General features: G+C 43.4%; 24 protein-coding genes. 19 read left to right on the top strand and 5 right to left on the bottom strand.

All coding sequences use genetic code 11. The annotated features are described in order from the left end of the window. Nucleotides 1-76: 76 nt before the first annotated feature. From ACX0G7_RS01865 to ACX0G7_RS01805, 13 genes are all read left to right on the top strand, one after another. A complete protein-coding gene (locus ACX0G7_RS01865) occupies nucleotides 77-2,614 on the top strand; it encodes a cation-translocating P-type ATPase (RefSeq protein ID WP_458921707.1) in 2,538 nt (845 codons plus the stop codon). Between the two features lie 78 nt (nucleotides 2,615-2,692). Next, nucleotides 2,693-3,133, top strand: coding sequence for an Hsp20/alpha crystallin family protein (locus ACX0G7_RS01860; protein WP_458921706.1), 441 nt, complete (start codon nucleotides 2,693-2,695; stop codon nucleotides 3,131-3,133). A 49-nt stretch (nucleotides 3,134-3,182) separates the two neighbouring features. Continuing rightward, the gene (ppsA, locus tag ACX0G7_RS01855) at nucleotides 3,183-5,576 is read left to right on the top strand and encodes a phosphoenolpyruvate synthase (RefSeq protein ID WP_458921705.1); all 2,394 of its coding nucleotides are present in this window, start codon (nucleotides 3,183-3,185) and stop codon (nucleotides 5,574-5,576) included. Nucleotides 5,577-5,676: 100 nt separating this feature from the next. After that, nucleotides 5,677-6,513: a universal stress protein gene (locus tag ACX0G7_RS01850; protein WP_458921704.1), complete on the top strand. Its 837-nt coding sequence runs from the start codon at nucleotides 5,677-5,679 to the stop codon at nucleotides 6,511-6,513. 21 nt (nucleotides 6,514-6,534) lie between these two features. Then, nucleotides 6,535-7,068 carry a flavodoxin domain-containing protein gene (locus ACX0G7_RS01845; protein WP_458921703.1) on the top strand — a complete coding sequence of 178 codons (534 nt, stop codon included), beginning with the start codon at nucleotides 6,535-6,537 and terminating at the stop codon, nucleotides 7,066-7,068. A 78-nt stretch (nucleotides 7,069-7,146) separates the two neighbouring features. Continuing rightward, the gene (locus ACX0G7_RS01840) at nucleotides 7,147-9,549 is read left to right on the top strand and encodes a heavy metal translocating P-type ATPase (RefSeq protein WP_458921702.1); all 2,403 of its coding nucleotides are present in this window, start codon (nucleotides 7,147-7,149) and stop codon (nucleotides 9,547-9,549) included. Between the two features lie 129 nt (nucleotides 9,550-9,678). Further along, nucleotides 9,679-9,861 (top strand): cbb3-type cytochrome oxidase assembly protein CcoS, encoded by a 183-nt coding sequence (ccoS, locus tag ACX0G7_RS01835; protein ID WP_458921701.1) that lies wholly within the window; start codon nucleotides 9,679-9,681, stop codon nucleotides 9,859-9,861. A 23-nt stretch (nucleotides 9,862-9,884) separates the two neighbouring features. Next, complete coding sequence (ccoN, locus tag ACX0G7_RS01830; protein ID WP_458921700.1) at nucleotides 9,885-12,014, top strand: cytochrome-c oxidase, cbb3-type subunit I; 2,130 nt, start codon at nucleotides 9,885-9,887, stop codon at nucleotides 12,012-12,014. Nucleotides 12,015-12,022: 8 nt separating this feature from the next. Then, nucleotides 12,023-12,181, top strand: coding sequence for a CcoQ/FixQ family Cbb3-type cytochrome c oxidase assembly chaperone (locus ACX0G7_RS01825; RefSeq protein WP_458921699.1), 159 nt, complete (start codon nucleotides 12,023-12,025; stop codon nucleotides 12,179-12,181). A gap of 10 nt (nucleotides 12,182-12,191) precedes the next feature. Then, a complete protein-coding gene (locus tag ACX0G7_RS01820) occupies nucleotides 12,192-13,430 on the top strand; it encodes a cbb3-type cytochrome c oxidase N-terminal domain-containing protein (protein ID WP_458921698.1) in 1,239 nt (412 codons plus the stop codon). Nucleotides 13,431-13,441: 11 nt separating this feature from the next. Continuing rightward, nucleotides 13,442-14,881, top strand: coding sequence for a cytochrome c oxidase accessory protein CcoG (gene ccoG, locus ACX0G7_RS01815; RefSeq protein ID WP_458921697.1), 1,440 nt, complete (start codon nucleotides 13,442-13,444; stop codon nucleotides 14,879-14,881). 25 nt (nucleotides 14,882-14,906) lie between these two features. Beyond that, the gene (locus tag ACX0G7_RS01810; RefSeq protein ID WP_458921696.1) at nucleotides 14,907-15,347 is read left to right on the top strand and encodes a FixH family protein; all 441 of its coding nucleotides are present in this window, start codon (nucleotides 14,907-14,909) and stop codon (nucleotides 15,345-15,347) included. Further along, nucleotides 15,344-16,057, top strand: a complete 714-nt coding sequence (locus tag ACX0G7_RS01805) for a sulfite exporter TauE/SafE family protein (protein WP_458921695.1) — start codon at nucleotides 15,344-15,346, stop codon at nucleotides 16,055-16,057. Before ACX0G7_RS01810 ends, ACX0G7_RS01805 begins: the two co-directional genes overlap by 4 nt. Nucleotides 16,058-16,063: 6 nt before the next feature. Here the strand turns inward: ACX0G7_RS01805 and ACX0G7_RS01800 are convergent, their stop codons facing one another. Continuing rightward, nucleotides 16,064-16,309 (bottom strand): hypothetical protein, encoded by a 246-nt coding sequence (locus tag ACX0G7_RS01800; RefSeq protein ID WP_458921694.1) that lies wholly within the window; start codon nucleotides 16,307-16,309, stop codon nucleotides 16,064-16,066. 266 nt (nucleotides 16,310-16,575) lie between these two features. Next, nucleotides 16,576-17,382: a polysaccharide deacetylase family protein gene (locus ACX0G7_RS01795; protein WP_458921693.1), complete on the bottom strand. Its 807-nt coding sequence runs from the start codon at nucleotides 17,380-17,382 to the stop codon at nucleotides 16,576-16,578. Between the two features lie 235 nt (nucleotides 17,383-17,617). Here ACX0G7_RS01795 and ACX0G7_RS01790 point away from each other — a divergent pair, with 235 nt between their 5' ends. From ACX0G7_RS01790 to ACX0G7_RS01780, 3 genes are read left to right on the top strand one after another with little or no spacing between them, the layout of a single operon-like run. Beyond that, nucleotides 17,618-18,439 carry an adenine nucleotide alpha hydrolase family protein gene (locus ACX0G7_RS01790; RefSeq protein WP_458921692.1) on the top strand — a complete coding sequence of 274 codons (822 nt, stop codon included), beginning with the start codon at nucleotides 17,618-17,620 and terminating at the stop codon, nucleotides 18,437-18,439. 19 nt (nucleotides 18,440-18,458) lie between these two features. After that, nucleotides 18,459-18,929, top strand: coding sequence for a pyridoxamine 5'-phosphate oxidase family protein (locus tag ACX0G7_RS01785; protein WP_458921691.1), 471 nt, complete (start codon nucleotides 18,459-18,461; stop codon nucleotides 18,927-18,929). Nucleotides 18,930-18,954: 25 nt separating this feature from the next. Next, nucleotides 18,955-19,584, top strand: coding sequence for a hypothetical protein (locus ACX0G7_RS01780; RefSeq protein ID WP_458921690.1), 630 nt, complete (start codon nucleotides 18,955-18,957; stop codon nucleotides 19,582-19,584). Between the two features lie 12 nt (nucleotides 19,585-19,596). On the opposite strand, the gene glgP is transcribed toward ACX0G7_RS01780, so the two are convergent. From glgP to ACX0G7_RS01765, 3 genes are all read right to left on the bottom strand, one after another. After that, nucleotides 19,597-21,270, bottom strand: coding sequence for an alpha-glucan family phosphorylase (gene glgP / locus ACX0G7_RS01775; RefSeq protein WP_458921689.1), 1,674 nt, complete (start codon nucleotides 21,268-21,270; stop codon nucleotides 19,597-19,599). Continuing rightward, nucleotides 21,267-22,145, bottom strand: a complete 879-nt coding sequence (locus ACX0G7_RS01770; RefSeq protein ID WP_458921688.1) for a universal stress protein — start codon at nucleotides 22,143-22,145, stop codon at nucleotides 21,267-21,269. Before ACX0G7_RS01770 ends, glgP begins: the two co-directional genes overlap by 4 nt. Nucleotides 22,146-22,230: 85 nt before the next feature. Further along, nucleotides 22,231-23,067, bottom strand: coding sequence for a universal stress protein (locus ACX0G7_RS01765; protein WP_458921687.1), 837 nt, complete (start codon nucleotides 23,065-23,067; stop codon nucleotides 22,231-22,233). A 209-nt stretch (nucleotides 23,068-23,276) separates the two neighbouring features. Here ACX0G7_RS01765 and ACX0G7_RS01760 point away from each other — a divergent pair, with 209 nt between their 5' ends. The 3 genes from ACX0G7_RS01760 to ACX0G7_RS01750 all read left to right on the top strand — a co-directional run bounded on the left by ACX0G7_RS01760 (nucleotide 23,277) and on the right by ACX0G7_RS01750 (nucleotide 25,934). Further along, nucleotides 23,277-23,909: a DUF1003 domain-containing protein gene (locus ACX0G7_RS01760; protein WP_458921686.1), complete on the top strand. Its 633-nt coding sequence runs from the start codon at nucleotides 23,277-23,279 to the stop codon at nucleotides 23,907-23,909. A 298-nt stretch (nucleotides 23,910-24,207) separates the two neighbouring features. After that, the gene (locus ACX0G7_RS01755; RefSeq protein WP_458921685.1) at nucleotides 24,208-24,882 is read left to right on the top strand and encodes a response regulator transcription factor; all 675 of its coding nucleotides are present in this window, start codon (nucleotides 24,208-24,210) and stop codon (nucleotides 24,880-24,882) included. Next, nucleotides 24,879-25,934 (top strand): sensor histidine kinase, encoded by a 1,056-nt coding sequence (locus tag ACX0G7_RS01750; protein WP_458921684.1) that lies wholly within the window; start codon nucleotides 24,879-24,881, stop codon nucleotides 25,932-25,934. The genes ACX0G7_RS01755 and ACX0G7_RS01750 overlap by 4 nt, the downstream gene beginning before the upstream one ends. Nucleotides 25,935-25,981 lie beyond the last annotated feature (47 nt).

The following is a 25,981-nucleotide window of genomic DNA, read 5'->3' as shown; positions in this document are numbered from 1 at the left end:
GGTCACCCGCTCATGATTCCCGGTAGGATATATTTGGCAGGGGCCCGCCACCAAGCCTTTGTGATATTAAGATATAATGCAGTTATCCGACATACATATACCTGGATTCAAAGGATTGAACACATCCGAAATACCCGGATTACAGGAGCGTTATGGAAAAAACAGCTTCATTTCCAGCGATGCGGGTAAATTTCAAAGGGCGATATTAGATGTGGTGAGGGAACCTATGTTCATCCTCCTCATCTGTACTTGCTTATTATACATATTTCTCAGCCGTTGGAACGAGGCGTTGATGATGTTAATTGCCATGACTTTTGTTTCAGTGATCTCGCTGTACCAGGTAACCCGCAGCACCGCCGCCCTGTCTGCACTGGAAAAATTCAAGGAGCCAAAAGCAAAACTAATCAGGGATGGAAAGGAGATCATGATCCCGACTATCGATATTGTTCCCGGAGATCTCCTGGTACTTGAAGAGGGAAATAATGTGCCTGCAGATGCCTTAGTTATTCAATCGAATGACTTCTCTGTTAATGAATCGATCATAACCGGTGAATCTTTGCCAGTTGATAAATATGCCGAAGTTCCATATAACAGGGTATTCCAGGGCAGTACCGTAAACTCCGGCAAAGCTTATGCTACCGTCTCCTCCATAGGCAATCGAACCAGCCTGGGAAAAATCGGACAACAGGTCTCAGCGACAAGTGAAAGTAAATCTGCACTTGAGCTGCAGATCCGGGTAATGGTTTTGCGACTAACCGTTTTTGGTGTTATTGCATTTCTGATTATCTGGATACTTAATTATGCGAAAACAGGCCTGCTGGTTGAAAGCCTGCTGCTCGGGCTTACGCTCGCGATGGCAGCGATACCGGAAGAGATCCCGGTTGCATTTTCCTCATTTATGGCGCTTGGGTCTTATCGTATGGCTCAGATCGGAATCATCACAAGGCAGCCTCGGACAATTGAAAATCTTGGCTCAGTTAATGTTATTTGTCTCGACAAGACGGGGACGATCACAGAGAATAAAATGACAGTAACGACTGTCTATGATTTTGAAAATAATCTTTTGATAGATCTGGCTTCTAACGACCTGTCTGCAGGCAGACAGGTATTACACTATGCCATGCTTGCCAGCGAGAGAAACCCATTTGATCCGATGGAAAAAGCAATCGTGGAGCGTTATCATGAAGTCGCCGGTTTAATATACCCTGAACTGTTATTTGTTCATGAATATCCGTTGACTGGCCGGCCCCCGATGATGACACATGTTTACAAATACAAAAATACTCATGTTGTTGCGGCAAAAGGTGCCATAGAAAAGATTTCCCGGGTCTGTTCGATGGATTCCGAATCAATTGTCAAAATCAATGAATACGTCAAACAACTGGCCGGAAAAGGTTACCGCGTGATTGGAGTCGCCAGTGCTATTCATGACGGACCAGAAATGCCAGTTAACCAGGAAGCATTCAATTGGAAATTTGAAGGACTCCTTGGGTTATACGATCCACCAAAAGAAAATGTCGATCGGGTATTCAGGGAAATATCCGCAGCAAAAATTGATATAAAAATTCTTAGCGGTGATTATCCGGCGACGGTGAGAAACATTGCTGCACAAACCGGGATGCCCGTTTCGGAAACCTGCCTTACAGGTGAAGAGGTGATGCAAATGACGCCTGAAGAGTTAACGGCCAGGATTAAAGATATCAGTCTTTTCGGAAGGATGTTTCCCGAAGCAAAGGTCAAAATAATCCAGGGTTTGAAAAACTCAGGCAATATTGTGGCCATGATCGGAGACGGTGTAAATGATGGACCAGCTTTGAAGATCGCTGATATTGGAATTGCGATGGGAGAAAAAGGGACCGAGATAGCCCGCCGGGCTGCGGACCTTGTAATTACAGATGATGATCTGGGAAAAGTTGTTGAAGCCATACGTCAGGGACGAAGGATATTTGAGAATATCAAGAAAGCCGTCCGGTATATTATCTCCATACATATACCAATCATCCTGGTTGCAGCGATACCGGTATCATTGGGTTGGGCATATCCAAATATTTTTGGTCCTATTCACGTGATATTCCTGGAACTGATCATGGGGCCTACCTGTTCGATATTTTTTGAGCGGGAACCAATAGGCAAAAATGCCATGGAGACCAGACCGGAATCAGGAGATATAAAATTGTTTCGGAAAAATGAGATGTTTATCAGCATAACCCAGGGGATTGTTATAGCCATTAGTATCCTGTCCCTGTATTACTGGTTTATGATCAATCACCGGTCTTTAAGTGAAACCCGCACAGTTGTTTTCTCAGCTTTAGTGCTAAGCAATATCCTGCTGACATTCACTAACAGGTCTTTTTATGAAAGTATATTTAAGACATTCCGGTATAAGAATAACCTGGCCCCATGGATCATATTAATCTCCCTTTTTTTACTTGTGCTCACCCAGCTGGTTCCGGCAATACGTCAGGTCTTTGGCTTTTCGATCATTGAATTAAAAGATATCATTTTGTCTTTTGGAGTTGCTATAATTGGCGTGTTGTGGTTTGAGGGTTACAAAGCCATTATCAGACATAAAAAAAGCCAGACTACAAATGATCAATATCATTTAACTGGTTGATCATACTCCTTCTGAACCCTTTCTGCGGATCGTATCTTCCACAAACATATTTTCAAACTTTTTAAAAAGGAGGTTTTTATGTCTACCAGAGGACTTACCAAAAATGTTGAACTCCCCATGCTGTTCGATGATTTCTTTAAACCATGGAACGGGTGGTTCAACAACAGAGAGGACTGGGGATCATTCTCCATGCCTGCAGTAAACGTGATCGAAGAGGACGACAATTACAAGCTTTCGCTTGCAGCCCCGGGATTAAAGAAGGAGGATTTTCAAGTGAAGCTAGACGGCAATATGCTTACTATAAGCTGTGAAAAGGAGGAAAGCAAAGACGAAAAGGATGGCCGCTATACACGTAAAGAGTATAACTATTCGTCCTTTAACCGAAGTTTTGGTCTGCCTGATAATGTAAAACAGGACAAGATCGAAGCTACGTATGAAGACGGAGTACTGAAACTTGTGTTACCCAAAAAGGATGAAGCCAGGAATCAGCCATCGTCCAAAAATATTAAGGTTCAGTAACGGTCTTCTATCATCAGGCATGCTATGATCTAACTGGTAAATCTGGAATATGGAACAACTAATAAAAAGATTCGATGAGATACATATCGACGATGTTGGCCTTGTTGGTGGAAAAAATGCGTCATTAGGAGAAATGTATTCAACCCTGAGAGCAGAGGGTGTTAACATCCCGGACGGATTTGCGGTTACTGCAGCGGGCTATTGGCTTTTCATTGATCGCAACGACCTCAGGAGCAGATTGAATGGTTTGATGTTGCAACTCGACAAAAAGACTTTCTCAAATCTGCGGGATATTGGACTTGCAGCCAGGGAACTGATAATGAAAGGTCGCATGCCTGGTGAACTTAGCACTTCTGTCTTAGCTGCATATCAGCGTTTATCCGGTGATATTCCTGCAGACGTAGCAGTAAGAAGCAGCGCAACTGCGGAGGACTTGCCTGATGCCAGTTTTGCCGGGCAACATGAGTCATTTCTGAATATAAACGGGGATGAACAGTTATTAAAATCAGTGCAGCTTTGCTTTGCATCGCTATATACCGACCGCGCTATAAAATACAGGGAAGACAAGAGCTTTGATCATTCGAAGATTGCATTATCTGTGGGCATACAACGTATGGTAAGGTCCGATAAGGCTTCTTCAGGTATCGGATTTACACTGGAACCCGAATCTGGTTTCCGCAATATTATTCACCTGTCGGGCGTCTGGGGGCTTGGAGAGAATATCGTTCAGGGAACTGTCACGCCTGACCAGTTTTTTGTCTTCAAACCAACCCTCATTTCCGGTAAGAATGCTATTATCCAGAAACAACTCGGAGCCAAAGAAAAAATGATGGTCTATGGTGACAGGGCCGGAACCGGAAATTCTACGGTCAACCTTGTTACCCCTGAAAATAAACGTCATCAATTTGTATTGTCAGATACAGAGATCACCAGGCTCTCAAAATGGGCGATGCTGATTGAAGAACATTATGGTAAACCAATGGATATAGAATGGGCCAAAGACGGCTTCACCGGTGAATTATTCATTATCCAGGCGCGGCCAGAGACGGTTCATTCAAGAAAAAACCCGTTAATTGTCCAGGATTACCAGCTTCTGCAAATGGGTACAAAGTTAACCGTGGGGGAAGCAATAGGATCAAAGATAACCTCCGGCATAGCGAGGGTGCTGTCTTCACCAGCGGAGGCTGATAAATTACAGGACGGTGAAATTGTTATCACGGACCTTACCAGCCCTGACTGGGACCCTATTCTTAAAAAGGCAGCAGCAATTATCACCAACAAAGGTGGACGAACCAGTCACGCTTCAATAGTGGCGCGGGAACTCGGAGTACCTGCAATCGTCGGCACTGGCGATGCCACCGAAAAAATTGCAGATGGTTCGATGATCACTGTTTCATGTGCTGAGGGCCGCACAGGTTATGTCTACCAGGATAAACTCGAATATCAACAGACAGACATAGATTTCAGCAATGTCAAAATGCCTGATCTCACCGAAGTGATGATGATTATGGCGGACCCGGAGAAAGCATTTAAACTTTCGTTCTATCCGAATAGCGGGGTGGGGCTTATGCGCATCGAGTTTATCATTACTCATTTTATCCAGATCCATCCGATGGCGCTGGTAAAGTTTAACGAGCTGACGGACCCGGCTGTAATCAGGCAGATCGAAACACTTACTCATGGTTACCAGGACAAGAAACAATTTTTTATTGAAAAACTTGCACAGGGAATAGCCACTATCGCCGCTGCGTTCTATCCCAAAGATGTAATTGTAAGGATGAGTGATTTTAAGACGAATGAATATGCCAATCTTCTTGGTGGAAAAGACTTCGAACCACATGAAGAAAATCCAATGATTGGATTCAGGGGTGCTTCCAGGTATTATGATCCACGCTACAGGGAAGGGTTCAGACTGGAATGTGAAGCCATAAGATCCGTAAGAGATGAAATGGGACTCAATAACGTCAAAGTAATGATTCCTTTCTGCCGGACCATTGAGGAAGGTGAGAAAGTGATCAATGTGATGCAGGAGTTTGGGTTGAACCGGCAAAAGGACAAGTCTTTGGAAATCTATGTAATGGCTGAGATTCCAGCCAATATTATTGAAGGCGAAGACTTCGGGCGCCTATTTGATGGATTTTCGATTGGCTCCAATGATCTCACACAACTGACACTGGGTATCGATCGGGACTCTGCACTGGTCGCCGATCTGTTCACTGAACAGAATAAGTCAGTCAAGTTCCTGATCGCTATGGCAATTGAAAAGGCGAAAGTCATGGGCAGAAAGATCGGACTTTGCGGACAGGCACCAAGCGATTTCCCGGAGTTTGCCAAGTTCCTTGTTGAAAAAGGCATTAATAGTATTTCATTTAGCCCCGATGCCATTTTGAAGGGAATCGAAAACGTTAATAAGGCTGAGTTGAAGTTGCGCGTGGATGCTTGATGAAAGTCATTCCGTGTACTAATCATCATCATAGTTGTCAGGGGTACTGCTCACGATATTTATACTGACATATTTATACTAATTTCTCAAGACTTTCTTCATGAAAAAATTTATAGTCGCTGTCGACAGCCTCAAATATTCAACAAGTACTTATAAAACTGCAATATATCTTGCCAAACAATCCGGCGCCCACCTCGTTGGCGTATTCCTCGATGATATTACCTATCACAGTTTTAAGATGTATGACCTGGTGGGAGAAGGTGGTGACGCCAACGAAAGGATTGACGAACTCGAGGCGAAGGACAACAGGATGCGAATCAGTGCAGCTGAGGATTTTCAGCGAATTTGCGACCAGTCTGGCATATCCTTCAGCATTCACCATGACAGGAACATAGCTATAACTGAATTGCTGCATGAAAGTGTATTTGCCGACCTGATACTGATAAACGGCAGCGAAACCCTGACAAGTTATTCTGAAAATAAACCCACCCGTTTTATACGCTCGTTATTGAGCGAAACACAATGCCCGGTAATGGTGATACCTGATGAATATGAACCAATCGATTCGCTCTCTTTCCTCTATGACGGTGGTGCTTCTTCCGTTCACGCCATACGGACATTCAGTTATCTCTTCCCGGGTTTAATGGATAAACCCAGTGAGGTGGTAACGGTTAATACGCGCAGCAAAAACGAGAGCCATATACCACATTCTCATCTGTTCAAAGAATTCATGAAACGTCATTTTCCAAGGGCGAGATATGTAACCCTGGAAGGCATACCCGAAAACGAACTCGTCAAACATTTTCGCTATGCAGAGAACACGATGCTTGTACTCGGTGCGTACCGGAGAGGTAACTTCTCCAGATGGCTCAGGCCCAGTCTGGCAGATGTGTTGATGCATGAGCTGAAGTTACCCCTGTTTATTGCTCACACTTAGTCTTCTTTAAAAATTAATACCATGAAAGGAGCAATAATTTTCAAAAGCCATTATGGTGCAACACGCAAGTATGCGGAAATGCTTTCGGGGGAATTCAATATTCCTGTGATCCCTGCAGCAGCGGTCAATTCGGACATTATTTGCCAGTATGACTATCTGCTGATTGGAACGCCTGTGTATATTGGAAAACTACTGCTAAAAAAATTTTTGCAGCTTTATGCCAGTGAGCTTAGCACCAAAAAGTTGTTTTTGTTCATCGTATGCGGAGATGCCTGTTCAGATGAGGTTGTCCAACATCAGATTATCTCGAACAATGTTCCTGAGATCATCGTGCCAAATACAAGGGTGTTTTTCCTTCGCGGCAAGGTTGTTTTTAAAGAGCTTAGTCTGCAGCACAAGATTTTGCTCCGGCTTGGTGCCATGATGCAAAAGTCCCCTGAAAAAAAACATGAGATGTCCACCGACTTTAATGACGTGAAAAAGGAGAATGTGAGGGCATTGGCAGACGCGATCAAAGAGTTTACTTCAAATCAAAAGCAAGCAATTAGTAACTGATAAAAATCATATTACAAGCTGAAAATCCTCAGCTTTAGCCAGTAATTTTCTCTTATACTTTGCGCTTTAAATGTTTATATGCCGGAATTGTTGGTTTCCGCCAGGGTGAAATGTTTTCACTGCGGCGACTTTTGTGACAACAAAGAGATCATGATCGAAAAGCATGTCTTTTGTTGTGAAGGCTGTTGCATGGTTTATTCACTGCTTAGAGAGAAGGGGCTGACAGGATACTATGATTTCGAAGAGCCAGGCGGGAGGGCAGCTGTGAAACCGGGCCGGGCCGGGCAATTTGATTTCCTGGGGCTGGCCTCCGTTGAGTCGAGGCTGATCTCATTTAAAAGCGACGAAGAGACGCACGTTACCCTGGAGATTCCCCGCATTCACTGCAGTTCCTGTCTTTATTTGCTCGAGAATCTTCCCCGGATAAATAATGCTATCCGCCAATGTATAGTCAACTTTCCACAAAAGAAAGCCACGCTTGTGTTTGAGCATCACAGGTTGCCATTACGGGAGTTAGTCATATTGCTCAGCCGTATCGGGTATGAGCCCCGGCTGTCTCTGGAAAATCTTACCCTTAAACAGTCATCCCCGGACCGTCAGCTGCGACTTCAATTAGGAGTCGCAGCATTTTGTTTTGGAAATATCATGCTGATGAGTTTTCCTGAATATCTTGGTCTGAACGGTTCAGATGAAAAGTTACTTATTGTGTTCAGGTGGCTCAGCCTGATCCTGGCAATACCGGTAGTTACCTTTTCAGCATTGCCATTTTTGAAGTCCGGATGGGAAGGACTCAGGAATCGTTTCCTGAATATTGACGCACCTATTGCTCTTGCAATAATCGTCACCTTCGGACGGAGCTGCTTTGAAATTTTTACGGCTACTGGCTCAGGCTACCTTGATTCTTTATCGGGAATCGTTTTTTTTATGTTGATTGGGAGATTTCTTCAGCGGAAAACTTACGAGGAGTTGTCATTCGACAGGGATTATAAATCCTATTTTCCGATAGCCGTCACCAGGGTAACACCCAGTGGTAAAGAACCCGTAACACTTCCTGAGATCAAAACCGGGGATACCTTGCTGGTCTACGACAATGAATTGATACCTGTAGACGGTATTGTTTCAAGAGGTAGTGCGATGTTGGATTACGGATTTGTTACAGGGGAGGCCGAGGCCGTCCCGGTTGAAACGGGACAACAGGTGTATGCGGGGGGGAAGGTAATCGGGACTGCCATTGAAGTGATGACCATGAAGCCCGTCGACCAAAGTTATCTGACATCGTTATGGTCCCGGAACAGCTTCAAAGAGAAAAATATCACAGAGCGGTCTTCCTTTGTGCATTTAATCAGCAGGTATTTTACTTATATCGTATTCGGCGTCGCAGCAGCCGGCGCCGTTTATTGGGCGATTTATGATAGCGATAAAGTGATCAGTGTAGTCACAGCTGTTTTGATCATCGCTTGTCCATGCGCGTTATTACTTTCGAGTACGTTCACAAACGCCTACATATTGAAAATATTCGGTGTCAATCGTTTTTATCTACGTTCTGCACAGGTGATTGAAGACATTGCAAATGCAGATCATATCGCTTTTGACAAGACTGGTACCCTTACATCCATTTCACCTGATAAGATAGCTTACCATGGCAACCCACTCTCAATCCTCCAGCAACATGCTCTAACCGCGGTTGCCGGAGAATCCGCGCATCCTGTTTGCCGGGCGATTGTGTCGGAATATCCCTGTAACGACAAGATGAAAGCGAGCTCTATACAATCCTTTCCCGGAAAAGGAATCAGGGGCGAAGTAGCCGGCCTAAAAGTGATGGTCGGGAATTATGAATTTGTGCACGGGCTCTCCGGTCGCAAGCACCCAACGGGAACATATGTTTCTTTTGACGGGTTAACAGCCGGATATTTTGAATTGAAAAATCGTTATAGAAAACCGGTTAGTTCGGTGTTCAGTAATCTTTCTGCCAGGTATGGTATTTCCATCATTTCGGGCGATAATGACAGGGAACTAACAACGCTGAGAGAACTAGCAGGGAACAAACCAACAATTTCATTCAGTCTCTCTCCCCAGGATAAACTTGAATATATCCGCAATCTGCAGGCTCAGAAAAAGCGGGTGATTATGATAGGCGACGGACTAAATGATGCCGGAGCGCTGATGCAGAGCGAAACGGGCGTTGCAGTTACCGAAAACCGAAACAATTTCACCCCTGCGAGCGATGCGATTCTTGATGCAACTGGTTTCGTGAACTTGCCAGCCTTCTTTCAGTTGTGCAAGACCAACAAGAGGATCGTTCATGCCAGCTTCGTGGTCTCTTTGTTATATAATATCGTTGGTCTCACGCTTGCGCTTAAAGGAATGCTTGTGCCCGTTGTTGCAGCCATGCTCATGCCGGCCAGTACTATCAGCATCCTTCTGATAAGTTATGCTGCAACCCATCTGTCGGCCTACAGGGCTGGTCTGAAACTTTCATAAGCCAAAAAATACATCAATAAGGTACTGAACGCTTTTGAGTGCAATGACTGATATCTATCAATCGGCTGTCTGACGGAAATCATATCTATCAAGATTCCCTCCTGATACTTTTACAAAATAAACCGCAAAATGAATGTGATCATAATACTCCTGTTGGTCGGTGTGCTGGTATCAGCTCTTTTCCTCGGGGCATTCATCTGGTGTATAAGGACCAGCCAGTTTGAAGACGACTTTTCTCCTGCCGTAAGAATATTATTCGATGATAAGGTGAAAAGTGTCGACAATAATGAAGCTATAAATCAATCTAAATAACCAAACTAAACCGCAACCTGGAGATGCAGATCGAAAAATTCTATTACGACAATAAAATTGTAAATTGGTTTGCTTATGCAACAATTCTTTGGGTGATAGTCGGAATGCTGGCCGGCCTATATGCAGCCATTCAGCTGTATGCACCTGGCACTTCGATGAACCTTGCACCTACTACGTTTGGAAGGATAAGGCCACTACACACCAACGCTGTGATCTTTGCTTTTGTAGGTAACTGCATCTTTACCGGTGTATATTATTCTTTGCAGAGGCTTTGTAAGGCGCGCATGTTCAGCGATCGCCTTAGCTGGATACATTTTTTCGGCTGGCAGCTGATCATTGTCGCAGCTGCACTCACATTACTTGGCGGATATACTACAGGTAAGGAATATGCAGAACTTGAATGGCCGATCGATATAGCAATTACCCTGATCTGGGTAGTGTTTGGCATTAATCTGTTTGGTACCATTATCAAGAGAAGGGAAAAACACTTATACGTTGCTATCTGGTTTTATATTGCCACCTGGGTAACCGTGGCTATGTTACATATAGTCAACTCATTTGAGATTCCCGTTTCATTTCTAAAAAGTTATAGCTGGTACGCCGGGGTGCAGGACGCACTTGTTCAATGGTGGTATGGACATAACGCTGTCGCATTTTTTCTGACCACTCCCATCCTCGGTCTTATGTATTATTTTTTACCTAAGGCAGCAAACCGGCCGGTATATTCTTACAGGCTATCCATTATTCACTTCTGGTCACTCATCTTCATTTATATATGGGCAGGGCCGCACCATCTTTTATATACAGCTTTGCCTGATTGGGCCCAATCGCTTGGGACCGTTTTCTCAATAATGTTGATAGCGCCAAGCTGGGGTGGAATGTTAAACGGACTGTTTACATTGCGTGGTGCCTGGGATAAGGTGAGAGACGAACCTGTCCTGAAATTTTTTGTAGTTGCGGTTACCTGTTATGGTATGGCCACTTTTGAAGGTCCTTTGCTTTCACTAAAAAATGTAAGTGCCATAGCGCACTATACCGACTGGATCATCGCTCACGTGCATATCGGTGGGCTTGGCTGGAATGGTTTTATGGCCTTTGGGATGCTTTATTGGATGATTCCAAAAATGTGGGGCACTACGCTTTATTCAAAAAAACTGGCTAACAACCACTTCTGGCTTGGAACCATAGGCATCATTATCTATGCAGTTCCCCTTTACTGGGCGGGCTTTACACAGGCGCAAATGTGGAAAACATTTTCTGCTGAAGGGCAGCTGAAGTTCCAGTTCCTTGAAACGGTTACCCATATTATCCCGATGTATATCACGCGAAGCGTCGGGGGTACTTTATACATTATCGGGGCATTGATCATGGTTTATAATTTTGCGAAGACAATAGCACAAGGCTCTTTCATTGCCAATGAAGCAGCCGAAGCTGCGCCAATCATAAAAGCGGAGAAAGTTGGCAGGCAATACTGGCACCGTTGGATCGAACAGCGGCCAATGACTTTACTTGTTATGAGCCTGATTGTAGTAGGCATCGGAGGAGTACTTGAAATTATTCCAACGTTCCTTATCAAATCCAATGTGCCAACCATTAGCAGCGTTAAACCTTATACACCTCTGGAACTCCAGGGAAGAGATATCTACATCAGGGAAGGTTGCTATACCTGTCATTCACAAATGATCAGGCCATTCCGGGATGAAGTTGCGCGATATGGCGAATATTCTAAAGCAGGTGAATTTGTGTATGATCATCCGTTTCAGTGGGGATCGAAACGTACCGGCCCTGATCTTGCCCGGGAAGGCGGTAAGTATCCCGATGCGTGGCACTTCAATCATCTGCTTGATCCGGGCTCCATGTCACCAGGCTCAGTGATGCCTGCCTATCCATGGCTGATTTCGCAGAAGCTGGATACGGCCTCAACTCCAGGCAAGATCCGTGCGATGCAGACGCTTGGTGTTCCATATCCCGCGGGCTTTGATAAGATTGCGAATGATAATCTCATGTCACAGGCAACATCCATACAGTCAACACTTGCAACGGACCGGGTGAATATTCCAAAAAACTCAGAGATCATTGCCCTGATCGCTTACCTCCAAAGACTTGGTAAAGACATTAAACTAACTGCTGAAAAAGAAACTGCGTCAAAATAAAATCAGCCATGAAATTTATCAACTACCTGCAGAAAATTACCGGAGTGGACATATACCCCCTGGCCTCGTTCATTATATTCGGATTGTTCTTTCTCCTGATGCTTGTCTGGGTATTCAGCTTTAAGAAAAATGATCTGACCAGGATAAGTCGTATTCCATTAGACTAAAATTAATTCCATGTTACCAACACCAATTGAAAAAATGAAGGTCGTGTCATTTTTCAGGAAAACAATAATGTTCGTGTTCCTGAGTATACCGATGTCAGGTGAGTTGTTCGCCCAGAACGGGTCTCCTAAAGCGCCAGCCTCCATCAACAGCACCTTCGTAATAACGATGATCATTCTGATGATCATATTTTTATTGATCATTGGCTTATTTGCCAACGTCGTGGTGAGTGCAGCTAAATACAAAGCCGGTAAATATTCCGTAAATAATACCGGGACGGTTGTAGAAAATAGTGTTGCAGTAGAAGATGCGCCGCCAGTTAACACGATTACCAGGATCATTATATCAATCCTGCTGGTCACCGCTGCGAATAGTGTAACTGCTCAAGAGACTATAAATAGCAATCTGGTATCCGGCAATCCCGGTGGGTTAAGCAATACAGCATATTACCTGATCGTGGGTGTATTTGCAATCCAGATGTTGGTGATTATATTTCTGTTACTGCAACTTCGCACTATACTTAAAGAAGAAAAGTCCCTTGCGCGCAAAACACTTCCACGGGTATTTAGCCGGCTTGAATGGAAAACCTTCTGGGGCAGGTTAAACGCTTTCAAACCCCGTGAACGCGAGCCTGAACTTGATCTTGGCCATGACTATGATGGTATTCGCGAACTTGACAATCGCCTGCCACCCTGGTGGCTCTATGGCTTCTACCTGACCATTGTAGTGGCAGCATTGTATCTGTGGCGCTATCACGTTGCTGAAAGTGCGCCGTTAAGTATAGGTGAATATGAGGTTGCAATGCAGCAGGCAGCCATAGAACATGAGACCTATCTGAAAGTATCTGCTAGCCAGGTGGATGAGAATACCGTAACGATGTTGACCAGCGCAGAAGCACTGATGGCGGGCAAAAAGGTTTACGAATTAAATTGTTCAGCCTGCCATGGCAAATCGGGAGAGGGCATTGTTGGTCCCAATCTGACGGATGAATACTGGATGCATGGCGGAAGTATTAAGGACATTTTCAAATCGATAAAATACGGTTGGTCAGAGAAAGGAATGAAAAGCTGGAAAGATGATCTTTCTCCGGTTCAGATTGCACAGATATCCACCTACATAAAAACAATCGCCGGAACAAATCCCCCTAATGCCAAGGAGAAGCAAGGGGAGCTATATAAAGAAGACGCGTCTGTGGGCCCGGATACCGACTCATCAAATTCCGAAGCCAAAATGATTTTAACCACTCAATAATCCGGCACCGAATGAACCTGAAAGCGTCTGAAGAAGTTTCTCCTGAAATACCTGGTGTTTCCTTCCGTGACCGGATAGCTACTGTTGACGCAAGTGGCAAACGTAAATGGGTTTATGCACAACAACCCGCGGGTCGGTTTTATACCTGGCGGACGATGATGAGCTGGATCTTTTTTATACTGTTTTTTACGCTGCCTTTTATCAGGGTTGATGAACATCCGCTTTTTCTTCTTGATGTGGTGCATGCCAGATTCATATTGTTTGGAAAGATCTTCTGGCCACAGGACTTTTTCATATTTGGACTTACCATGGTAACGTTCATCATATTTGTTGTGCTCTTTACTGCTGCCTTTGGTCGGCTGTTTTGTGGATGGGTTTGTCCTCAGACGATATTCATGGAGATGTTTTTCCGTAAGATTGAGTTCCTGATACAAGGCAGTGCCGCTTCTCAAAAGCTTTTGAACAGCCGCCCATGGGACGCTGACAAAATTGTAAAAAAAACGGCCAAACATCTGACCTTTCTTATTTGCTCATTTATTATCGGTAATACTTTTCTTTCCTATTTTATCGGTATCACTGAACTAAAGGAAATAGTTACCTCTCCGCCAGGTAAGCATTTGGCAGGATTCATGTCGATGTCTGTCTTCACCCTTGTTTTCTATGGCGTATATGCTTTTTTCAGGGAACAGGTCTGCACTGTCGTTTGCCCCTATGGCAGGCTTCAGGGAGTATTACTTGACAGGAATTCGATGGTCGTTGCCTATGACTATAAAAGGGGCGAGCCCCGCTCGAAGTTTTCTAAGAAAATAGAAGTTCCACATGGTGATTGCATAGACTGTTTTCAGTGCGTTAAAGTCTGCCCGACTGGAATTGACATCAGGAATGGCACCCAGATGGAGTGTATTGGTTGTACCGCGTGCATCGATGCCTGCGATAATATCATGAAAAAAACAAAGAGGCCACCTGGTCTGATCCGGTATGCTTCGGAAAATGCAATATTACATAATGAACCCCTGCGTTATTCGGGTCGCATGAAATTCTATACCGGTATTATCGCATGCCTGTTAACTATACTTTCGTTTCTGTTGATGACCAGGAAGGATATTGACGCCACTATCATCAGGACTCCTGGTATGTTATATCAGCAGCGGCCGGGGGATAGCGTCTCAAACTTGTATAACATCCGGGTAGCTAACAAAACAAACTCAGACATCCCGCTCACACTTAAGTTGGAGAATATGGCCGGTATAGTGGAGACTGTTGGTGGCGGACTAAGTCTTAATATCAAAAAGGAAGAGGAGGGCGGAGGTTCATTTTTTGTTGTATTGCCGGCCTCTGAATTATATACAAATAAAACCAAACTTGAAATAGGTGTATATCATGCTGGAAAGCAAGTGGATGTTATCAACACAACCTTCATGTCGCCCGGATATACATTCATCGATAAATAACGGATCTCTAAATATATATATTGGTATGACCATATCATGGGGAAACAAGATCTTCATATTGTATACGACATTTGCAATTTCAATGCTCGTGTTGGTTTATAAATGCTGCCAGACAAATTATGACCTGGTTTCAGCCAATTATTACGACGAAGAGCTGGCTTACCAGCAACTTATTGATGGTTCGGCCAGGTCAGCCGAAGGGGGTAATACCATCCAGCTTAAACAAGTGGAACAGGGAGTTCTGATCAGTTATGGAGATTTTGGCAAAGCTGATGATGTTTCCGGAGAATGCCATTTTTACTTTGCCCCGGATGCATCGGTTGATTTGAAGGTTCCATTGAACATTGGGAATGATTCAACTCAGTTTGTTTCACATAACTTTCAAAAGGGCGCTTATATTGTCAAGTTGAAATGGAACACCAATGGCCATTTCTATTACCAGGAGAAAAAACTCATCATCAGATGATAAACTGGTCGTTCTATATAACCGCTTTTTCAATGGGTCTGATCAGCAGTTTTCATTGCGTGGTGATGTGTGGTCCGCTGTCGTTCGCGCTTCCCGTTAATAAATTCACGCCCGGGGGCAAAGCAATAGCTTTTCTTAGTTACAACTTTGGCAGGGTCTTTACGTATTCTTTACTTGGGATGTTGATCGGTGTTGCAGGATACCGGGCGGGCATTTTTGGCTGGCAAAGGGGTTTGTCAATTTTTACGGGTGTAATAATGTTACTAATGCTCGTTCAAAAACATATTGCCTGGCCTGGTGGCGGATCAAAGTTTGCCCCGGGGAATCCATCCTTTATTTACAAGCTTGTTTTGAGAAGCATGAAGATTGAAGGGATTCCTGGTTTTTTTGCATTTGGGATGGCCAATGGACTGCTGCCTTGTGGTATGGTTTATTTCGCACTCGTCACTGCATTGAACACTGATTCGGTTTTACAAAGCGTGTTGTTCATGTTTATTTTCGGAACTGGCACCTTCCCCGCCATGTTTGCTTTAAACATATCTGCACGTCTGCCAGGGTCAACCACGAGGTTGAGAATAAAAAGAGTGGTTCCATTGTTTATTACGGTGGTAGCCATTTTATTGATCTTCAGGGGACTGAACCTGGGCATCCCATATCTGAGTCCATATGTGCAGGTGGCGTCAGGTGAAGGAATTTCGTGCGAACCATAGCTGCTCTTAAAAGACACCCAGGTCATCTTTGTTCTTACCCCGGTAGCCCCAATGTTGGCCGGCAGGGAGTTCAGGATATTTGAATGATTTATCTCTAAGGATTGTGAGAACAAGCCAGATCATCAGAAAAGGGGAGATGCAGAATATCAGCATGGCCAGGTCCAACCGATCATGCTGGTCTATCATTACACGGTTAACGACAAGGATGGAAGTGACTATCGATGTTACGATAACTGGAGCGTTGATTTTCATCATTATTTGTTTTATTTCCTGGTAAAGGCCGATCAGAAAAGAAACATTCAAATGTGATGCCGGCATGGTAAAATGACCTGATTCCTCGATTTGTAGAACTTTTTTATATGACTAGCAAGGCGACTTGCAACCCTTCCAAGGCAAATCAGTACATTCTGGAAGGCGGTTTATGATTTATGAAAAGTCATTGCCGTGCCATGTTGTGGAGACAGGTAGCCTGGGTCCAGGACTATTGGAATGCCTTGCGGGTCCACTGGCATAATTCGTCAGTTGAGTGCCGGTAAACTGAATTTTACCTGCTCCCGGGTGTTGAAAACGGTATTCATTTTGTCTAGCAGGGTCAGGGGTGTCCACTTCCCGGACACCATGAGTCTGCGTATGCTGTATTGGGGGTAACGTGGGCTTGAATCATCAGTCAACTGGAATGCGAGTTTTATGCCCTGCTTTTTCAAGCCCGGTATTATCTTCTCATTCCACTGGCCATAGGGATAAGCAAAAGTAATGATGGGAATCCCCGTAAGGCTCTCCAGGTATTTTTTCGGCCTTTCAATCTGCCAGTGCAAATCTTTTGACTTTAACGAATTTACACTTTGATGGTCCCATGTGTGGCACCCGATAGAATGTTCCCATTGTGATAATAAGCGGATCTGTTCCTCAGTGAAATAGTTTTTTTTCCCCACCGTCACCGTCATGATAAAAAACAGGCCCTTGAAATTATACTCGTCCAGTACTTCAATGGAATTTTCCCACTGATCTGCATTTCCATCATCAAAGGTCAGGAGAAACGGTTTCGACGGAAGTGGTTTACCGGTCCTGTAATAGTCAAGCAACTGCTCAGGCGATATTGAGTGGAACCCGCTATCGTATAACATTTTCATGTCTGCCCGAAAGGCATCGGCACTGATCGTGAGTTCGTTCGGCCTTGGCGCATCTTTTCGGATATGATGGAAGCAGAGTACAGGGATCTCCCGGCGCGTTTCAACGTGTGACATTAAGGATGACAGCTGTTGTGCTTCTACGGCGGACTGGCCCGGATGGAGAAACACGATAAAAAGAAAGAACAAAGTGCGCATACGTTGATGTTTTACTTCTTGTATTCCGGATGAACGTATTCTGGATACAATATGAAAAATAAGCGATCATGATGGCGCTGACCATGATATTACTCATGACATCTCATGATTCCAGGTTAACGAAACAGAAATACGGTAAACAGAAGCTTGAAGGATGATCATTGTCAGTTACTCGTCTAAGTATCGTCATTTTAATCCTGGTATACGCAGCCTAACTTCACTTGAAATTTATTATATGAAAAAGGTCGTCATCGCATTTGATGGAAGTAATTTTTCAGAAGGTGCTTTTGAGTTTGCCAGGCAAATGCATAAAACAAGCCCGATTTTACTATCCGGTGTTTTTCTTCCTCAGACTGAGTATGCGAATTTGTGGAGTTATGCAAATGCTGCAGGACCGGTGTTTGTGCCTCTCGTTGAAGCCGATGAGTCTGACGCGATCGAACAGAACATTGCAAGGTTTGAAAAAACATGCAGAGCAGCCAATATCGAGTACAAGGTGCATACGAATTTCTGGGATTTTGCACTGCCTGAATTAAAAAAGGAAACGAGGTACACGGACCTCCTGATAATTGGAAGTGAAACGTTCTACACCAACATGAGCCGGGCAGAAGTAAATCTCTATCTCCAGGATGCTTTACATGAATCGGAATGTCCGGTAGTAGTTGTTCCTGAGACTTACTCATATCCCACAAGTAATATCCTGGCTTATGATGGAACAGCTTCGTCAGTTTTTGCCATCAAACAGTTTTATTACCTGTTTCCTGAATTCGTCGATAATCCCACCACGCTTACTTTTGCCACCAAGGATCCAACAGGCAAAACCCCCGAGTCTGAAAACATAAAGGAGCTTGTAGATGGGCATTTTTCAGATCTAAGTCTCCTTAACCTTGAACTCGATCTCAAAAAGTATTTCGCCGTTTGGATGAGCGAAAAAAAATCTACCATCCTGGTTTGCGGGTCCTTCGGAAGGTCGGGTCTTTCACGGATGTTGAAATCAAGTTTTATCGCCGATGTAATTGCAGATCACAAAGTCCCGGTCTTTATCACTCATAGATAACCAGTAAATAACAATAATTATGATAGGAGTATTATCCGATAATGAAATCGAGGAAGTGCTGAGCCATGGTATGATAGGAAGGATAGGTTGTCATCATGACGGGGTGACTTATGTGGTTCCGACCAGTTATGCATACAACCATGGAAATGTCTATGCCCTGACGGGTGAAGGATTAAAGTTGTCGATTATGCGGCAAAATCCCAATGTTTGCTTTGAGGTTGAAACCCAGACAGACATGGCCAACTGGCAATCAGTCATTGCATGGGGAACTTTCAGGGAGCTTACGGACCCGGAAGAAAGGAAAATGGGATTGTCTTCCCTTACTTCCAGGATTTTACCCCTGCAAAGTAGTCAGACCACCCATTTATATGCTGACTGGCCTTTTCCTCCGGATGATCTGAATAAAATAAACGGCGTCGTTTTTCAGATAAGTCTCGATAGAAAGACCGGGCGATTTGAAAAGCCAGACCCTCAACTAAGCTTCAGATAATAAACTATTGGAACCAAGTAATCGTATGAGATATTTAAGAATACCGGTAACCTCCGCTTTACTATTTATCCATTTCGTTTTTTTCAGCACTGCCACCGGACAGATCTCCATGCCGGATGAAGGGGCTGACGAAGAAATTTATTATGTGGGTATTAATGTGGTAGCTCCGTTCACCATGATCCGCTCAAAATTTACCACATGCTACCTTCCTGCCGCATCTAATCTTGAATCAGGGCTCGCCCTTTTTGTTGGAAAGATCTGGAACAAGGTATACAATGTTGAAACCAGGGTATCATATGGCTCACCAAAAAAAGATTACGGTCAGTTTATTGTACAAAGCGGGGGTATGTATTGTTTTAAGTCGAAACAGAAGGCGCTTAATCTTTATAGTGGCATCTTCTTCAAGTTCGAGGCATTGACGGATCAGCCTACCGATGATCAGTATCTTAGTGCGGTCGGCTATTTCGCCATTGGAAACCGTTTCAAATTTAAAAGGTGGTTTCTTGATCTGAGGTTGAATGAAAATATAGTTGCTATTTCCTGGGCAAACGTCCCGGGGCATGAAACAAAATTTGGATTTCATGAGCCAATCTACGCCTGGACCTCACCCTATGTACCGTTCGGTGTCATCAACCTGGGATATTTCCTGAAATAACGTATCCTGCACTCATCCGCTGTATAGATTATTATAGTATTCGGCAACCATGCGATTGCTGTCGAATCGTGGCACAACATCAAGCATGCTTTGTACCATTATGTTTGTCCAGCCCTGCTGGTCTTCATAGTAATGTGGCACAATATAATTTTCCAGGTAGTCATACAAATTCTTGCAGTCGATATCATCCATTTCATGTTCTGGCAAAGATGGGTCGGTTCTTCCTAATACAAATGCATTTTGCTTATCATTCGCAAATTCGGGAAACCAACCGTCTGGTGTGCTCAGATTAATTGCGCCGTTCATGGCAGCGGACATGCCACTAGTGCCCGACGCTTCGTGTGTGATCCTCGGAACATTCAGCCAGATATCAGCGCCGTTTTTAAGCAGTTTTGATAACTTCAGTTCATATCCACAAAGGATAGCACAGTTCGGATGTCTTTTGCAAAGTTCCACTATGCGGTTAAAAATACTGATGGCCGGGTAATCACCAGGATATGGTTTGCCTGCCCAGATAATCTGAACAGGGTATTGTTTGCCGGTCACCAACTTTTCAAACCTGTCCATGTCCCGTAGCAGAAGATCTGCTCTTTTGTAACCTGCAAATCGTTTTGCAAACACAATGGTCAATAATTCAGCATCAAGATAATCACCGCATTGGTCGGCGACTTCTTCAAACAGTAAGTGTTTGCGCGCCCGTTTCAGATCTTTAAGACAAACTATATCTTTTTTCCGGACTGCAGCATACATTTCCTTGTCGGCCCAGTATTGCCAGTTTTGAGCGTTTGTTATAGAAATTATGGGGCATATACCCGGATGCCCCTGCCAGATCTGCTGAAGTGCCATGTGATGCATCTTCGAAACCCCGTTTGCTTTCCCGGCGAACACGAGTGCAGTGTACGTATGATCGAGGCGGTGGTCCGTTATTGTTAGTAATGATTGCATATCCGCTAATCCCGTATTCGCTAAATATCCCATTCGTTCCAGCAATCGCAAATCTGTTTTTTCATTACCGGAAGCTTCAGTAGTGTGATTGGTAAACACCAGGTGTTGCCTGACTTTTTTCAGATCGTTAAACTTCCGATATAAATAAAATGCAACTGGCAGCCCATGTGACTCGTTCATATGATAGACCTCCGGAACCCAATTCAGTCGATCCAGTAACTTAGCCCCTCCAACACCTAGCAGTATGGCCGAGGCTAATTTTGTTTCCGGGTTGGGGTCGTAAAGCCGGTGACTGATAGTGCGGGCCAGGTAGTCATTTTCTTCAATGTCTGTGGTCAACAAAAAAAGCGGGGCCGTATTAAATAGCTTGGGAGGAAGATAATATACCCCTACTTTAACCTGATGCCCGGCAACCTCTATATCGATAATGATGCCTGTCTTTGTTAGTAGCCCGTAAACCTTTTCCTGGAACAAAACCTCCATAGACTGATCGTTGGTTCTGACCTGGTCATAGTATCCGTACTTCCACAATATGCCGACCCCAACGAGGTTTTGCTTTAACTCAAACGCGCTTCGCATATGTGACCCGGCAAGAAAGCCAAGGCCCCCTGCATAGAGCTTCAGGGGTTGATGTATGGCGAATTCCATAGAGAAATATGCGATACGTTTTGAATAGGGTTCTGAGATTTCGTACGGAAAATGAAAATCGAAATCTGCTGCCGAAGAGTTGCTGGTTATCATACCGCGGCACGGTTTACTGCGACGGCTAACGATGCAGGAATTGCCAAAACAGGGATCCTCGAATGCATGCTTAAATTTTTAGTCATGGTTTTTCCTGTTAATCTGTCGAAGAAATTTTTTGGATAAGTGATCATGGCAATCAGATCAATTTCCTCGCGGCTTTCATAAAGCGCTAATGCATTTTCAAAGTCGGAGCCATCTATCAGCTCAGACTTGATAACAGCATGCGGGTACTTTTTACGGAGAAAGGATTGGTAGCGGTCAAGATGTTTTCCAGATTCAAGATATTCATAACCATGTGCCGTATCCTTATCGACAAAAACGACCACATTAACAGCCGCATTAAATAATTTGGAAAACTGAAATACCGGGTCTGTCAATTTTGCATCTTCTTCAAACCGGTTGGTGGCTAACAATATTTTTTGTGGTTCGGAAAGCTGGTATTCGCCGGGGACAGCAATCACAGGTACCGCCGATTGCATCAACGTCTTCGAGGTAAGGCTACTCCAAATGAAGCCCCTGAACCCTGAAGCCCCGTGAGTACCCATTACTATCAGGTCACAGCCTTGTTCTCTGGCGAAATCAGTAATTGTTGATCTTACCTCACCTTCGAGCACATGATAGTAAATTTCGAGCCGCTGGTCTTGTTTTAATAAGTCTTTCTTCAGGTTCTCCAGGCGGGCATAATTTTCGGAGATGAGAATTTCGGTTAAAGCCGGATCAGGTAAAGGCAGGTCCGAGTAAGAAACAGGCGGCGGTTCAATGACGTTCAGGAGCCGGAGTACCGCACCCGTTTTGGATGCTATTGCTACAGCATACATTATTGCTTTTATCGAGTTGTCCGAAAAGTCCACCGGAATAAGAATTCTTTTCATACATTTTATTTTAAATTTGAATTGCCCGGGGCAATCTGTTTTACAAATGTTTAGCATCCATAAAAATGACAGATATTCTATTTAGTTATCTCTCATGCGTAGTAAATATTGGAGACGATATCTCCTGCATGATCGCGTCTGCAAGACTTGGACGAAATAAGAGGCTCACCTTGTTTCGGGAATAGGCACCCAATATAATCAGCCATGTATCTTTTCGCTGTCTTAAATAATCCAGTATATGCCCGGCCGAATGTCCCTGGGCTAAAATAAACTCTGCTTCAGGAAAATGATCGTTCATATATTCATGGATAAATTTTCCATCCGGGAGCTCAGGCTGTTGATTGATATTCAAAGTAAATACCTGGATTGGCAGGTTGAGACAATCGCCAAACAGATAACTGAACATCTTTATGGCAATTACAGAAGCCGAACTGCCGTCATACAAGAAAGTGATATTCTCAATCGGCTGGAAATTCCCGGGAGCTAGAATAACGGGACAATAGGCATGTTTTAACAGATCCCTGATTATTCCCGTTGGCAACTGTTCTCTCACGGGCGCAAAAGATTCTCTCCTGTTAATAATGATCAGGTCAGCAAACAGGCTCTCGTGACGTAACTCCTGTTGTGCTATGGATTCGTCTCTGTGCACCGTAAAACTGATCTTAGCTTCCGAACAGGCTCTTTCAAAGTCTTCAACAGATTGCGCCCGTTTCTTAGCGTCTTTTTCGTCCAGTAAATGAATCGCACTTTCGTAATCCGGAACATTTTTGATCACCCCGGCGATATCGTAGTTGCGATAAAATGCCTCATCCAGAAAAACTCCTACAAGATTGGCATTTGCAAGCTTCGTCAGATATATCGCGTACTCAAGTGTCGATTGAGACAAATTAAATCCATCAAATACTGCCAGAAACTTTTTCATTGATATTTTTTAACTGAATACGAGTTATTTACAAATGAGCTGATTTTTTAACATTCGTTACCTAAATATGATTGAAAGTAAAATGCCAGCCAATGAAATAAGTCATTTGAGGTATTGATTATAGTCATCTGCCTAAAACACATTGATTGTTAGGTTGCATATCATGAATTACCCGTACATTTTTCCTTAACCGTTCATTCATAAAATTTATGAGACACAATGATTTTGAACGGCTTCTGAGAACAGAAGATGAACAATTGAAAAAATTGAATGGCATAGTACTAAAGGCGATAGCGGAAGAGAAGCTGGTTTCCGAGAAATTACTTGAATTTGATAAGGGCAGCCCTGGCTGGAAAAGCCGGATAGCTGATAAGATTGCTGGTTTCGGAGGCAGCTGGACTTTTGTACTTTCGTTCATTGGGCTGATGGCTGTCTGGATCATTTTTAATATAATCTGGTATAAAACATCGTTCGACCCATATCCTTTTATCCTTTTAAATCTGATCTTATCAACAATCGCAGCCTTGCAGGCTCCGATAATTATGATGAGCCAAAACCGGAAGGAAGAAAAGGACCGGAACCGGGCCGTTAACGACTACCTGATTAACCTTAAGGCCGAGGTTGAAATCAGAAACATGCATGAAAAACTTGATTTGCTCATCGCCGAACAAATGAAAACACTTTTTGACATACAAAAGGAACAGATGAAACTGATGGAAGAAATCAGGAAGTCTGTGAGACAGGGCGCTGCTGGTGGGGATCTCCGGGGTGAGAATGGAACTTCCCACGATCTAAAACCCAAGAACCCGCCGCCCATTAAGTATAATTCAATTGACCGATAGGCGATATTGCTTATACCAGTGGAACGCAAAGTAATAGGTGAAAAATATATCGATGGTTTATCGACTTCATAATAAAACAATCCAGCTGTCAGAAAATAAAAGAAATGCAGGGTAACAAACCATACTTCATTTTTTAGCTGAACACCGTAAAGTTCTCATTCTTTATTGTCAGAAGACCAATTATAAGTAGTATCAAAATCACCTGATCAGAATCGGTTTTTTCGTTATTCTTAAATACATTACAACCATTTTAGTTCGTAATTCAGGAATTATTCAAAAATGGGGATTAGTTTCGAAAATGAAAATTTTAATCATTGAAGATGAACCGGAACTGGCCCGAACCATGGGGGCTTACTTGTCAGACGAGAATTACCTGTGCGAATTCGCTGCAACTTTTCAAGACGCCCTCCTGAAAATTGATTTATACGATTATGACTGCATATTGTTGGACCTTATGTTACCGGGAGGCGATGGACTCAAAATTCTTGAAGAAATAAAATTGCAGAAAAAACTCGATGGGGTAATAATAATTTCCGCTAAAAATTCACTTGAAGACAAGGTAAGAGGACTACAGATTGGTGCAGATGATTATCTGGCCAAACCTTTTCATCTTTCAGAACTGGCTGCAAGAATTTATTCTGTGATCCGCAGAAAACAGTTTGGCAATTCCAACATTATTGAGCAGAATGAATTGATGATCGACATACCTGCGAAAAAAGTAACGGTGAATGATCAGGATTTAGCTTTAACAAGAAAAGAATTTGAACTACTCGTCTATTTTATCAGTAATAAAAACCGGGTAATCTCAAAAACTGCCCTTGCAGGACATATTTCAGGTGACATTGCCGATATGTTTGATAATTACGATTTCGTGTATGCACATATTAAAAATCTTAAGAAGAAATTAGCTGAAGCTGGCTGTGGACCCTATCTTAAAACATTGTATGGCACAGGTTATAAATGGCAGATATGAGTAAACTACTGAACCGGACGTTAAGGAAGTTTATGATTTTTGCCGGCACCGTATTGCTGGTTAGCGTCCCGGTATACTACCTCATTATCGCGCGGCTATGGCGATATGAACTTGATGAACACAATATCATTCTCACAGATGCTGCGGGCAGGGAAGATACGTTTCTGATCATTGGTGCTGTGACGCTGCTAACTATGATTTTTTTTGTACTGATGATGGTTGGCTTCATTCTCATCAATCGCAGAATTTCAAATGAATTATGGAAACCCTTCTACTTCAGTCTTGATAAGATCAGGAATTTTGAGCTTGATCAGCAAAAAGAAATCACTTTTGACAAACCTGATATCGATGAGTTTTATGACCTGAATCAGAGTCTTGAAAGACTGATCTCTGCCAATATCGCTGCATATAAACAACAAAAAGAATTTGCGGAAAACGCTTCGCACGAATTACAAACACCATTATCAGTGATCCAATCGAAGCTGGAATTGTTATCACAAAGCAGTACCCTGCAGGATGATCAGTATGCCATCATCGAAGATACTCTGAAAGCCCTGGCCAGAGTATCAAGGATCAATAAAAACCTTTTACTGCTCACGAAGATCGAGAACAGTCAGTTTAAAGAAGAAGAAAATGTAAACTTGTCGGCACTCCTTGAAACAAACCTGGAACTCTTTTCAAATTTTCTTGGCGACAAGCAACTCAATATTGTCAAAAAGATAGATCCCAATATTTCTATAACCGGAAATAAAATCCTGGTTGAAATTTTGTTGAACAACCTGGTAACTAATAGTATCCGGTATAGCCCGGAAAATGGGTCCATCGGGGTTTCTGTATCTCCAGGGAAAATTTGTGTTACGAATGCAGGAACGGTAGCGCTTAAGCACGAGCGGTTGTTCAAAAGGTTTAGCACCGGTTCTGCAGAATCTCCTGGTACAGGCCTGGGATTGTCATTAGTGAGAGATATTTGTGCGAGATATGGTTGGAAAGAAAGCTATCGGTTCGAGAATAACAAGCATATTTTTGGCGTTCAGTTTAAAAAAACACTATAGCGTTCATTTAGTCGCTTTAGCTTTTTTTAATCTCAATTTGAATGTTA

The organism is Flavitalea antarctica (assembly GCF_054461535.1).
Note: the sequence above shows the minus strand (reverse complement) of the source record. Positions and strands in the feature narration are given on the sequence as shown.